Source organism: Bradyrhizobium sp. B120, assembly GCF_049075665.1.
GTDB lineage: Bacteria > Pseudomonadota > Alphaproteobacteria > Rhizobiales > Xanthobacteraceae > Bradyrhizobium.
The window spans coordinates 2,718,568-2,730,555 of sequence record NZ_CP185242.1 but is presented as its reverse complement, the minus strand read 5'-3'; the positions used below and the strand labels follow the sequence as shown (position 1 = coordinate 2,730,555).

Here is an 11,988-nt window from a genome sequence, read left to right as displayed (position 1 = left end):
GCTTACGCGGCGTTGTAGCCGGCGACTGCCTTGGCCTCGAGATACTCTTCCAGACCGTAACGGCCCCACTCGCGGCCGTTGCCGGACTGCTTGTAGCCACCGAACGGCGCGGAGCGCTCGTTCGGCACGCCCTGCAGGTTGACGTTGCCGGCGCGGATCTGGCGGCCGACGCGGCGCGCGGTTTCCACGCTGTCGGCCGAGACGTAACCGGCGAGACCATAGGGCGTGTCGTTGGCGATCTTCACCGCCTCGGCTTCGTCCTTGGCGCCGAGGATGGTCAGCACCGGCCCGAAGATTTCCTCGCGGGCGATCGTCATATCGTTGGTGACGTCGGCGAAGATGGTCGGACGGACATAGAAGCCCTTGTTGACGCCCTCGGGCAGGCCCGGGCCACCGGCGACGAGTGTTGCGCCCTCGTCGATGCCCTTCTGGATCAGTGCCTGGATCTTGTCCCACTGGCCGCGGTTGACCACGGGGCCGATCGTGGTGCCATCGGCACGCGGATCGCCGGCCTTGGTCTTGTCGGCGACGCCCTTCGCGATCGCGGCCACTTCCTTCATCTTGGAGAGCGGCACGATCATGCGCGACGGTGCGTTGCAGGACTGACCCGAGTTGTTGAACATGTGCATCACGCCGCCGGTCACCGCCTTGGCGAGGTCGGCACCCTCGAGGATCACGTTCGGCGACTTGCCGCCCAGTTCCTGGCTGACGCGCTTCACGGTCGGCGCGGCACGCTTGGCGACGTCGACGCCGGCGCGGGTCGAGCCGGTGAACGAGATCATGTCGATGTCCGGATGCTCGCTCATCGCCGCACCCACCTCCGGGCCGAGGCCGTTGAGGAGGTTGAACACGCCCTTCGGCACGCCGGCTTCATGGAGGATTTCCGCGAAGATCAGCGCCGAGGTCGGGGTGAACTCCGACGGCTTCAGGATCATGGTGCAGCCGGCGGCGAGCGCGGGCGCGACCTTGCAGGCGATCTGGTTGAGCGGCCAGTTCCAGGGTGTGATCATGCCGACGACGCCGACCGGCTCGCGCACGATGACGGCAGTGCCCATGGTCTCCTCGAACTCGTACTTCTTGAGCACTTCGAGGGTATTCATGAGATGGCCAAGGCCGGCGCCGGCTTGCAGCTTCTCGGCCATCGGCAGCGGGGCGCCCATCTCGTCGGAGACGGCCGCGCCGATCTCCTTCATGCGGCCCTTGTAGACCTCGACGACCTTGGTGAGCAGCGCGATGCGCTCCTCGCGGCTGGTCCGGGAATAGGTCTCGAACGCGCGCTTGGCTGCGGCGACTGCCTTGTCGACATCGGCCTTGGAGCCGAGCGCAATCTCATACATCGCTTCTTCGGTCGCCGGATTGACGACGGGGGTGGACTTGCCTTTGACGACCGGATCGACCCAGGCGCCATCGATGTAGAATTGCATGCGATTGACCATCGGAAACCTCTTGTAGGGGGCGTATGGATAAGGGGAACGGAAAGCGTTCGGCAGGCATCCTTGCACGAAAGCAGGGCGAATTGAACCCGCCATATGCGGGGCGCGGCTCGTGCACGCCCACGGCATATAATGTTGCTGCCGCACCGGTGGCAAGGCATGCGTCACCCTCCCCTGGAGGGGGAGGGTCGCTTCGCATCGCGCGAAGCGAGAGGCGAAGCGGGGTGGGGTGACGGTCTCTCCTCATCCAGCATTCCCCGCGTGGAGAGATCACCCCACCCCGTTGCGCATTGCGCTGCGCTTCATGCGCAACGACCCTCCCCCTCCAGGGGAGGGTGAAAGCAATTGTCACACCGCCATCTTGCGATGCCGCACCGGGGCGCCGACCGACACGCTTTCCGCCGCGTCGATGATGGCATTGGCGTCGATGCCATAGTGCCGGTAAAGGTCTCCGATCGTCCCGGTCTGGCCGAAATGCTCGACACCGAGCGCCTCGAGGCGGTGGCCGCGCACGCTGCCGAGCCAGCCGAGCGAGGCCGGATGGCCGTCGATCACGGTCACGATACCGCAGTCGCGGCCGAGCGGCGCCAGCATGCGCTCGATATGGCTCAAATGCTGCATGCCACGGCGGTCGCGACGCAAATTCCGCGCGGCGGACCAACCCGCATAGAGCCGGTCGGCCGAGGTTACCGCCAGGAGACCAACATCGCGGTGGCTCTCGCCGATCAGGCCGACCGCCTCGATCGCCTCCGGCGCGACGGTGCCGGTATACGCAACAACGATGTCGCAGTTCGGGCCCGGCTTGCGCATCCAGTAGGCGCCATCGGTGATGTCGCGCTGCAGGTCCGGTGTCATGATCCGCTGCGGTTGCTCCAGCGTCCGGGTCGAGAGTCGCAAGTAAACCGAACCACCCTCGGCGCCCTCGCGCTGCATATGGCCGAAGCCCCAACCCATGATCACGGCAAGTTCATCGACGAAGGCCGGATCGAACGAGGCAAGCCCGTCCTGCCCGATCCCGATCAGCGGCGTCTTGATCGATTGATGCGCGCCGCCTTCCGGCGCCAGCGAGATGCCGGACGGCGTCGCCGCCACCATGAAGCGGGCGTCCTGGTAGCAGGCGTAGTTCAAAGCATCGAGGCCGCGCTCGATGAACGGATCGTACAGCGTGCCGACCGGCAGCAGCCGCGCGCCGTTGATCTGCTGCGACAGGCCGAGCGCCGAGAGCATGATGAACAGGTTCATCTCGGCAATGCCGAGCTCGAGGTGCTGGCCCTTCGGCGAGTATTCCCAGGTGTAGGCTGACGGGATCTTCTCCTGCCGGAACAGGTCGTGGTTTTCCGCCTTTGCGAACAGGCCGCGGCGGTTGACCCAGGCGCCGAGATTGGTCGACACCGTGACGTCGGGCGAAACGGTGACGATGCGCGACGCAAGCTCGCTGTCGCCGCGCGCGAGCTCATGCAGCACCAGGCCAAAACCCTGCTGCGTCGACATCTGCGCCGAGGCCTTGAAGGCCAGCCGCTCCGGCACGTCGATTTCCGGCGCCGAGAGCCGGCGGCGTCCTTCGCGGTTGAACGGCGCTTCGGCCAGGAATGCCTCGAGCTTGGCGGGCTCTTGCGACAGGCCCTCGAACTTGTCCCACTCGTGGCCGATGCGGATGTTCTGCGCGGCGCGCCACTTCTCCATCTGCGCCACCGTCATCAGACCGGCGTGGTTGTCCTTGTGGCCCTGCATCGGCAGGCCGACGCCCTTGATGGTGTAGGCGATGAAGCAGACCGGACGATCATGGTCGATCGCCTCGAAGGCCTCGATCATGCTCGCCATGTCGTGGCCGCCGAGGTTCGACATCAGTGCCAGCAGTTCGTCGTCGCTGCGGCGATCAATCAGCGCCGACACGTCGCCCTGGTCGCCGATATCGTCGCGCAGATGCTTGCGGAACGCCGCGCCGCCCTGGAAGCAGAGCGCCGCGTACATCTGGTTCGGGCAATTGTCGATCCAGCGCCGCAGCGCCTCGCCGCCGGGCTCGGCAAACGCCTCCAGCATCAGCTTGCCGTACTTCACGATCACCACGTCCCAGCCAAAATTGCGGAACATGGTCTCGAACTTGGCCCACAGCCCCTCGCGCACCACGGCGTCGAGCGACTGCCTGTTGTAGTCGACCACCCACCAGGTGTTGCGCAGGCCGTGCTTCCAGCCCTCCAGCAGCGCCTCGAAGATGTTGCCTTCGTCCATCTCGGCGTCGCCGACCAGCGCGATCATGCGCCCTTCGGGCCGGTCCTTCAGCCAGCCGTGCGCCTTGACGTAGTCCTGCACCAGCGAGGCGAACAGCGTCTGCGCCACGCCGAGACCGACCGAGCCGGTGGAGAAGTCGACGTCGTCGACGTCCTTGGTGCGCGACGGATAGGACTGCGCGCCCTTGTAGCCGCGGAAATTCTCCAGCTTGTCGCGGGTCTGGTGGCCGAACAGATACTGGATCGCGTGGAACACCGGGCTCGCATGCGGCTTCACCGCGACGCGGTCCTGCGGCCGCAGCACCGAGAAATACAGCGCTGACATGATGTTGGCGAGCGAGGCCGACGAGGCCTGATGGCCGCCGACTTTCAGCCCGTCAGTGGAGGGCCGCACATGGTTGGCGTGATGGATGGTCCACGACGACAGCCACAGCACCTTGCGGGCGAGGGCTGCGAGCATGTCGAGGCGTTCAGGCGCGATTCCCATGTCAATGTTCCTGGCAATGCTCCGGGCGAATATGCCGGATGTTACTGCTGCGGGGGCCGCCGAAAATCTCAATTCCACGCGACAGCACAGGAAAAATTGGGATAAATTCCCACGATCCGGCCCTCATCTGCGAGTTCATCCCAATGCCTGCCCTCGACGCCATCGACCGCAAGATCCTGAGTCTGCTCCAGACCGACAGCCGCATGACCATGCAGGAGCTCGCCGACAAGGTCGGGCTGTCGGTGTCGCCCTGCCACCGCCGGGTCAAGCTGCTCGAGGAGCGCGGCGTGATCTCTCGCTACATCGCAACCGTCGACCAGAAATCGCTCGGGCTGCATGTCTCTGTCTTCATCTCGATCAAGCTGGCGCGCCAGAAGGAGGAAGACCTCAACCGCTTCGCGCGCGCGATCTCGAAATGGGACGAGGTGCTCGAGTGCTATTTGATGACCGGCAACCGCGACTATCTCTTGCGCGTCGTCGCCGCCGACCTCTCCTCCTATGAAGCGTTCCTGAAGAACAAGTTGACCCGGCTCGACGGCATCGCCTCGATCGAGTCGAGCTTTGCGCTGAGCCAGGTGAAGTATTCGACCGCGCTGCCGGTGTGAGGGCGCTGGTTGATAACTCCACCTGTGCCAACACCACGATGTCGTCCTGGCGAAAGTCAGGACCGATAACCACCGCATTTGGTGATGGATGGGATCGCGGCACCAGCATCGTGCAACAATTCTCATTTGGGGTAATGGGTCCTGGCTTTCGCCAGGACGACGATGAGGATGGTTCTCGATCCAACCTGTCAAACAGCTCGTTCGGTGTCATCACCCGCGCATGCGGGTGATCCAGTATTCCAGAGACAGCGGTGCATGAGCCGAGAGGCCGCGGCGTACTGGATCGCCCGGTCAAGTGTTCAAGCCGGGCGATGACAGATGTGGATGGGGACGCAGTTGCGCACCCGCACGCCGGGCAACTCAGTGATTGGCACCTCGGCCGCGGTGAACCAAGCCGGATGTTGCCCTCGCCCCAGGTTCCATCCGGCAAATTAGATCGCCGCGACCGGATCGTCGCGGGAACCCGGCGGCGGCCTTCGATGTTGATGTCAGGTATCACTGAGTATCCGAAGGGGTGAGAACAGATGCTGAGGGCTGCCCGCAACAGATGCACCGTGTTGACGTTCGCCGCGATCCTCGCAGTCGCGGCATCGACCGCGCTGTTCGCAGGCAGCGCCGATGCTCGCGGCGGCGGAGGTCATGGCGGCGGCGGACATGGCGGTGGAGGTCACGGCGGTGGCGGCTTTCATGGTGGCGGGGGTGGGTTTCATGGGGGTGGCGGAGGCGGCTTCCACGGTGGCGGCTTCCACGGTGGTGGTTTCCACGGCGGCGGATTTCACGCCAGCGGCGCTCGTGGCGGCGGCTTTCACACCATTCATCCCGCTGCAAGAGGAGGCACGAGGCTCAGCGGCGGCTCCGCTGCGCGTCATTCCCAATTCCGTCCAGCCGCTCACGCTGCGCGCACCGCGCCGAACGTAGCTGCCGGCCAACGTGCCGCCTCACCCGCTGCGATGCGGCACAATGCGAGCGCCGTGGGGCACGCGTTGGCCTCACGCCAGATCAGCACCGCCCTGCGCCAGCCTGGCGGCTTGCGCAATCCGATGACGCGCGCCGCGATCACGACGGCGGCCGCCGGAGCCGCCATGGGTGGCGCTGGGTGGTGGCGCCATCCGAATGGCGGCTATGGCTGGGTCGGCCCGATCTTCTGGCCCTATGCCTATTACGATCTTTATGACTACGCCTGGTGGGGCGGGGGCTACGACCCGTACTTCTGGGATTACGGCTATGGCGATCTGTATGCCGGCCTGTTCGCTCCCTATGACTACGATGCCTTGAGCGGCTATGCCTATTACCTGCCCGGCTACGCCGGTCCCCGGCCGCCGGCCACGGGTCGATCACGCGCCACCGGTCAGACCACAACCCTTGCCGACATGTGCGGCAGCGACAGAAGCGATATCGCGGGCTTCCCGATCGAGCAATTCCGCAGCGCCATCCAGCCCAATGCGGAGCAGAGCACCGCGCTCGACGACCTCGCCAGCGCATCGCAAAAGGCGTCCGCGACCATTCTCAATTCATGCCCCAAGGACGTGCCGCTGACGGCGCCGAGCCGCCTCGCCGCGATGCAGCAGCGCCTTCAGGCCATGCGCGACGCAGTCGGGATTCTTCAGCCGGCGCTGGAGAAGTTCTATGGGCTGCTCAGCGACGATCAGAAAGCGAAGGTGACCGCGCTGGTGGCAGATCAGCACCGCGGCCAGCATGAGGCGACGGCGGACAACGGCAACTGCAATGCGGCGCAGCCCGCCGCCATCGCATGGCCTGGCGACATCATCGAACGCAGCGTCAAGCCAACCGATGCACAGCGGGCGAGCCTCGACGCCTTGCGGGACGCCGCAACAAAGGCCGAGGACACATTGAAATCGTCCTGTCCGCCCACCGATGCGCGCACGCCGCCGGCACGCCTTGCTGCGGTCCAAGCCAGACTGGATTCCATGCTGCAGGCGATCGGCACCGTGCGTCCGGCGCTGGACAGCTTCTACAGCGCGCTCAGCGACGAGCAGAAGGCCGCGTTCGACGCTGTTGGCCCCGAGCGGGACGGCGGCAGGAGCGCGATGGCCGCCGCAGGCGGTGACGAACCGCCGCGAAGCCGTCATCGCCGCCATCACCATCATGGTCCGAATGTCGGCGGCATGATCTTCCGGATGATCGGCTTTTAAGGCTCGCCATCGCCTCGCGCATATGGCGGTGACGCATCCCGCGGTACCTCGGCGGGGCAACCGGCCGGAGGCTACGGCGCGATCCACACGCCAACCACGATGATGGCCAGCGCAACGGCGATCACCAGCATGTCGGTCGTGAGCCAATCGGGCATTCCATTCGATGGCTGCTCGCTCATGTCCGCGACTCCTTCTGTTCGCGTCGAGCCAGTATGCTGAAGCGGAACAGCGCGAACGAAGATGAACTGGATCACACAAGGGCGCGACAAGCGGTCGCTCCGAATTTCATGCATCCGCGCGCCCTCAAGTTGCAGCCCGCGATTGATCTGCCGCGCAGGTTTCTGAACATGTTCGACAACACAGGGCAGCTGAAGCAGACGATAGCACGTCGTCACACAATGCGCAGCAATCAGTGGCGGCTCGGTCCGCGCCATCTTGTTGCAGATACGTACGTTGCCGATTTCGGTCCGCTCGGCAGCGTGACCGCGAGTCATCTGTGAGCGCTGCAGCGATGATGTGAGGCGAGCACCGGCGGAAGGGTTCCCTCCCCCCTTGCGGGGGAGGGCTGGGAGAGGGGTGCCACACGACGTGCTCTTTCAAAATGCGTTTGGCAACGACACGCGGTCGACATTACGAAACGACACACTCATCATCTCGCCCGGGGCTTACCCCTCTCCCCACCCTCCCCCGCAAGGGGGGAGGGAGCCTGACCAGCGTGCTCACCTCACGATGGATGCAGATCCCTCACAGCACCTTGCGCTGCGCGAGGTTCTTCATCAGCGCGCCAACGCCGAAGGTCCAGGGCTCGCATTCGTCGCTGCCCCGCATGCGGTTGACGAGCTTGCCGAGCTGGGGTGCGTCGATGGTGACGATGTCGTCGCGCTTGTGAGTAAAACCTTCGCCCTTGGCGTCGCGGTCCTTGACCGGCGCGAACATCGTGCCGAGGAACAGCGCAAAGCCGTCGGGATATTGATGCACGGGCCCGATGGTCTGGGCGACCAGATCAGTCGGGTCGCGGCTGATCTTGGAGATCGAGGAATGGCCCTCGAGCACGAAGCCGTCGGCGCCCTTCACGGTGAGGCCGACATCCATCTTCCTGACGTCGTCGAGCGAGAAGGTCCCGTCGAACAGCCGGAGCAGCGGGCCGATCGCGCAGGAGGCGTTGTTATCCTTGGCCTTCGACAGCAAGAGCGCCGAGCGGCCCTCGAAATCGCGCAGGTTGACGTCGTTGCCGAGCGCGGCGCCGACGATCTTGCCGGCGCCGGAGACGACAAGCACGACCTCCGGCTCCGGATTATTCCAGGTGGATTTCGGATGCAGCCCGGCATCCATCCCGGTGCCGACCGACGACAGCGTCGGCGCCTTGGTGAACACTTCGGCATCAGGGCCGATGCCGACCTCCAGATACTGGCTCCAGGCGTTCTGGTCGATCAGCACCTGCTTCAACCGCATCGCCTGCTCGGAGCCCGGCTTCAGCTTGGAAAGATCATCACCGACCAGGCGTACCACCTCCTTGCGGATCGCCTCCGCCGACGACGGATTGCCGCGCGCCCGCTCCTCGATGACGCGCTCCAGCATCGAGATCGCAAAAGTGACGCCGGCGGCTTTCAGCACTTGCAGGTCGATCGGCGCGAGCAGATGCGGTCTTGTCGCGTCGCGGCCATCGGGCGGCGTGTTGGCGAGGATCGCCTCGAAATCGCCGATCCGCTCGCCGTGCGTGGCACGCAACGCGGCCGCAGGATCGGCTTCGTCGCACAGCGCGCTCACGGTGGGGAAGCGCGCGGTGACGTCGAACACGCCGTCGCCTCGCACCGCGACCACGGCGGGTCCGCCCGCCTGCGGCAGCCAGACCCGTCCGACCAGCGTGCCGGCGGTGCCGTCCTCGGGCAGGACGTCTTGTGGCGTGAGCGAAATCATCGGCGTCTCCTTTTTTGATCTTGTCATCGCTTGTTAGCACAGTCCGCGCGCTAGCGTGAAACAGCGGTCATGCCAATGTCATAGAGGGGTAACATCGCCCGTCAATGCTCCCGCCGATCGATCTAGCACACCGAAAGACGGACCTTCATGACCGCCTCCGACCTCACCGACGAAGCCGCCCGTGATGAAGCCTTGCGCGACGAAGCCTTGCGCGCCCGCATCCACCAGGAGATGGCCGACAGCCTCGACGAGGAACTCGAGCTCGAGCTCGACGACGTGAGGCTCGACGAGTTCGAGCACGACGGGGCCGCCGGAAGCCCGTCGATCGATCGCAAGGTCTACTTCCGCGAATTGCTGCGGTTGCAGGGCGAGCTGGTCAAGCTGCAGGACTGGGTGCAGCACGAGAAGAAGAAGGTCGTGGTGCTGTTCGAGGGCCGCGATTCCGCCGGCAAGGGCGGCGTCATCAAGCGCATCACCCAGCGGCTCAACCCGCGCATCTGCCGTGTCGCGGCGCTGCCGGCGCCGAACGAGCGCGAACGCACGCAATGGTATTTCCAGCGCTACGTCTCGCATTTGCCGGCCGGCGGCGAGATCGTGCTGTTCGACCGCAGCTGGTACAACCGCGCCGGCGTCGAGAAGGTGATGGGATTCTGCAACGACGAGCAGTATGAGGAGTTCTTCAGATCGGTGCCGGAATTCGAGCGCATGCTGATCCGCTCCGGCATCATCCTGCTGAAATACTGGTTCTCGATCACCGACGAGGAACAGGCGTTCCGCTTCTCGATGCGGATCCACGATCCGTTGAAGCAGTGGAAGCTGAGCCCGATGGATGTCGAGGCGCGGACCCGCTGGGAGCTCTACACCAAGGCCAAGGAAACGATGCTGGAGCGCACGCACCTGCAGGACTCGCCGTGGTGGATCGTCGATGCCGTCGACAAGAAGCGCGCCCGGCTCAACTGCATCTCGCACCTGTTGACCCAGATCCCCTATCAGCAGGTCACGCACCAACCGGTGGTGCTGCCGCCGCGGGTGCGCAACCCCGACTATCACCGCGGCCCGATCCCGCCGGAGATGTACGTGCCGGGAACGTATTGATGCTCGTCGTTTCCCCTCTCCCCGTTCTTACGGGGAGAGGGTTAGGGTGAGGGGCTGCCATCCGGCGAGCACTTCGCAGCTTGTTGAGCAGCGTGCCCTGCCCCTCACCCGGATCGCATCTTGCGATGCGATCCGACCTCTCCCCGCAAAGAGCGGGGCGAGGTGAAAAGCTAGGCATCTCCCCCACCCCTCGCCTACCAATGGTGCAGGCGCGCGCACTTGCTGGCACCGGATACCGACGCTAGGCTTCCCCGATCTGGTGCAGGGAGGCCCGCTTGACTCAATCCGACGACATCGCAATTTCCGAAGATCGCCGCGACGCGCTGCGCTATGCGCTCGGGATCGGCGGCGGCGCGGCGCTCGCGGCCGCCATGGCAACCCCGGCCGCGGCGCAGACCCAGGCCGACAACACGCTCGACCGGATCAGGGCCAACAAGGTGCTGCGGATCGCGGTGCTGCCGGGCGAGCTGCCCTATTTCAACAAGGATCTCGCCACCGGCACCTGGTCCGGCTTCTCGATCGAGATGGCGAACGACCTTGCCAAGCTGCTCGACGTCAAGCTCGAATATGTCGAGTCGACCTATGGCAATTCAATCCTCGATCTGCAGGCCAACAAGATCGACCTCGGCTTTGCGCTCAACCCGACGCCGCAGCGGGCGCTGGTGGTGGATTTCACCAACCTGGTCTTCCCGCATCCGTTCGGCGCGATGCTGAAGAAGGGGCTGGAGGCCAAGACCTGGGCCGACATCAACAAGCCCGAGGTCAAGATCGCGGTCGACGTCGGCTCGGCCAACGAGGCGGTGGCCCGGCGCTTTGCGCCGAACGCCACCATCAAGTCGCTGAAGTCGCGCGACGAGGTGATGCTGGAAATGTCGTCGGGCCGCGTCGATTGCGTGGTCAACGCGTTGGTGCTCGGGCTGACCGCGATCGCCAAAAACCCGAACCTCGGCACCTACAAGATCCTGACCTCGCCCTCGGTGACGATCGCGAGCGGCATGGCGGTGCGGCGCGAGCAGGACAAGCGCTGGCGCGATTTCCTATCGGTGTGGGTCGACTACAACCGCGGCATCGGCCAGATGCGCGAATGGTTCGTCAAGGGCCTCAGCCTCGCCGGCGTGAAGGCCGAGGACGTGCCGGTGGAGCTGAATATCTGAGGGGCGAAGCTCCGCCTCCATCAACTCGTCATGCCCGGGCTTGACCCGGGCATCCACGTCTTCGTTTCCACAAACAAGAAAGACGTGGATGGCCGGGTCAAGCCCGGCCATGACGACTGTGCAAGACCTCACACCTTGTCGTAGGTCAGCCCGCGCTCCAGCCGGCGCGCCACCAGCGTCGAGGGAAACAGGATCGCAAAATAGATCAGCGCGACGATGGTGTAGACCTCGAGCGGCCGATAGGTGTCGGCGTTGATCAGGGTGGCGTTGTAGACGAGATCGGGCACCGCGATGATCGAGACCAGCGAGGTGTTCTTCAGCTGCGTCACCGACTGGTTGACATAGGGCGCCATCATCGGCTTCAGCGCCTGCGGCAGGATCACGAGCCGCATCAGGCGCCAGCCGCGGAAGCCGAGCGCCTTCGCGGCGTCCCACTGCCCGACCGGCACGCTCTCGATCGAGCCGCGCACGATCTCGGCGTAGAACGCGCCGCCATAGAGCGACAGCACGCTGACGGCTGCGACATGCGCCGGGATGTTGACGCCGATCACGACCGGAAACGCGTAGTAGAACCAGATGATCTGCACCAGCAGCGGCGTGCAGCGGAACAGCTCGATATAGGCGATCAGCAGCCAGTCGATCACGGGAATCCGCCGCAGCCGCAGCATGCCGACGATCAGGCCGATCAAGGTGCCGAGGATGATGGTGCCGATCGTGTAGGCCATGGTCCAGCCGAGCCCGAGCCAGAACAGATGGCTGTACTTGGCGAGGATCCCGAAATCCCAGACGTAGTTCATCCTGCCCCTCGGTTGCCTCTAGTTTTGACGCGTTTTCTTCACGCGAACCGGTGCCCACTTCGCTCAAAAACGCTTTGCGTGCCGCCTTGCGTTCCCAGCATCGCAGGCGGCCTCGCGCG

At 64.9% G+C, this 11,988-nt stretch carries 10 protein-coding genes; 6 read left to right on the top strand and 4 right to left on the bottom strand.

All coding sequences use genetic code 11. From position 1 onward, the window contains the following. Positions 1-2: 2 nt before the first annotated feature. Both ACOIX3_RS12465 and ACOIX3_RS12460 read right to left on the bottom strand, forming a co-directional pair. Entirely contained in the window at positions 3-1,436 is a 1,434-nt protein-coding gene (locus ACOIX3_RS12465) for an aldehyde dehydrogenase family protein (RefSeq protein WP_420970116.1), read from the bottom strand. A 345-nt stretch (positions 1,437-1,781) separates the two neighbouring features. Next, positions 1,782-4,148 carry a transketolase gene (locus tag ACOIX3_RS12460; protein WP_420970115.1) on the bottom strand — a complete coding sequence of 789 codons (2,367 nt, stop codon included), beginning with the start codon at positions 4,146-4,148 and terminating at the stop codon, positions 1,782-1,784. 143 nt (positions 4,149-4,291) lie between these two features. On the opposite strand from ACOIX3_RS12460, the gene ACOIX3_RS12455 reads away from it, so the two are divergent. The 4 genes from ACOIX3_RS12455 (at position 4,292) to ACOIX3_RS12440 (ending at position 7,406) form a co-directional block, all read left to right on the top strand. Next, positions 4,292-4,753, top strand: coding sequence for an Lrp/AsnC family transcriptional regulator (locus ACOIX3_RS12455; protein WP_024579268.1), 462 nt, complete (start codon positions 4,292-4,294; stop codon positions 4,751-4,753). Positions 4,754-5,371: 618 nt separating this feature from the next. Then, entirely contained in the window at positions 5,372-5,671 is a 300-nt protein-coding gene (locus tag ACOIX3_RS12450) for a hypothetical protein (protein ID WP_420970113.1), read from the top strand. 65 nt (positions 5,672-5,736) lie between these two features. Next, positions 5,737-6,906: a Spy/CpxP family protein refolding chaperone gene (locus ACOIX3_RS12445; protein WP_420970112.1), complete on the top strand. Its 1,170-nt coding sequence runs from the start codon at positions 5,737-5,739 to the stop codon at positions 6,904-6,906. A gap of 212 nt (positions 6,907-7,118) precedes the next feature. Continuing rightward, positions 7,119-7,406 carry a hypothetical protein gene (locus ACOIX3_RS12440; RefSeq protein ID WP_420970110.1) on the top strand — a complete coding sequence of 96 codons (288 nt, stop codon included), beginning with the start codon at positions 7,119-7,121 and terminating at the stop codon, positions 7,404-7,406. A 244-nt stretch (positions 7,407-7,650) separates the two neighbouring features. Here ACOIX3_RS12440 and ACOIX3_RS12435 read toward each other — a convergent pair whose 3' ends face one another. Next, complete coding sequence (locus ACOIX3_RS12435; protein ID WP_420970109.1) at positions 7,651-8,823, bottom strand: fumarylacetoacetate hydrolase family protein; 1,173 nt, start codon at positions 8,821-8,823, stop codon at positions 7,651-7,653. Between the two features lie 147 nt (positions 8,824-8,970). On the opposite strand from ACOIX3_RS12435, the gene ppk2 reads away from it, so the two are divergent. Together ppk2 and ACOIX3_RS12425 are read left to right on the top strand one after the other, a co-directional pair. Next, complete coding sequence (ppk2, locus tag ACOIX3_RS12430) at positions 8,971-9,918, top strand: polyphosphate kinase 2 (protein ID WP_420970108.1); 948 nt, start codon at positions 8,971-8,973, stop codon at positions 9,916-9,918. A gap of 275 nt (positions 9,919-10,193) precedes the next feature. Then, entirely contained in the window at positions 10,194-11,072 is an 879-nt protein-coding gene (locus ACOIX3_RS12425) for a transporter substrate-binding domain-containing protein (RefSeq protein ID WP_420970107.1), read from the top strand. 128 nt (positions 11,073-11,200) lie between these two features. On the opposite strand, the gene ACOIX3_RS12420 is transcribed toward ACOIX3_RS12425, so the two are convergent. Beyond that, the gene (locus ACOIX3_RS12420; protein WP_097670409.1) at positions 11,201-11,869 is read right to left on the bottom strand and encodes an amino acid ABC transporter permease; all 669 of its coding nucleotides are present in this window, start codon (positions 11,867-11,869) and stop codon (positions 11,201-11,203) included. Between the last annotated feature and the right edge of the window lie 119 nt (positions 11,870-11,988).

What these genes read in the sequence shown, in the direction of transcription:
- ACOIX3_RS12465 (WP_420970116.1), bottom strand. Translation starts at nt 1,436, where the DNA reads ATGGTCAATCGCATGCAATTCTACATCGATGGCGCCTGGGTCGATCCG.
- ACOIX3_RS12460 (WP_420970115.1), bottom strand. Translation starts at nt 4,148, where the DNA reads ATGGGAATCGCGCCTGAACGCCTCGACATGCTCGCAGCCCTCGCCCGC.
- ACOIX3_RS12455 (WP_024579268.1), top strand. Translation starts at nt 4,292, where the DNA reads ATGCCTGCCCTCGACGCCATCGACCGCAAGATCCTGAGTCTGCTCCAG.
- ACOIX3_RS12450 (WP_420970113.1), top strand. Translation starts at nt 5,372, where the DNA reads ATGCTCGCGGCGGCGGAGGTCATGGCGGCGGCGGACATGGCGGTGGAG.
- ACOIX3_RS12440 (WP_420970110.1), top strand. Translation starts at nt 7,119, where the DNA reads ATGCTGAAGCGGAACAGCGCGAACGAAGATGAACTGGATCACACAAGG.
- ACOIX3_RS12435 (WP_420970109.1), bottom strand. Translation starts at nt 8,823, where the DNA reads ATGATTTCGCTCACGCCACAAGACGTCCTGCCCGAGGACGGCACCGCC.
- ppk2 (WP_420970108.1), top strand. Translation starts at nt 8,971, where the DNA reads ATGACCGCCTCCGACCTCACCGACGAAGCCGCCCGTGATGAAGCCTTG.
- ACOIX3_RS12420 (WP_097670409.1), bottom strand. Translation starts at nt 11,869, where the DNA reads ATGAACTACGTCTGGGATTTCGGGATCCTCGCCAAGTACAGCCATCTG.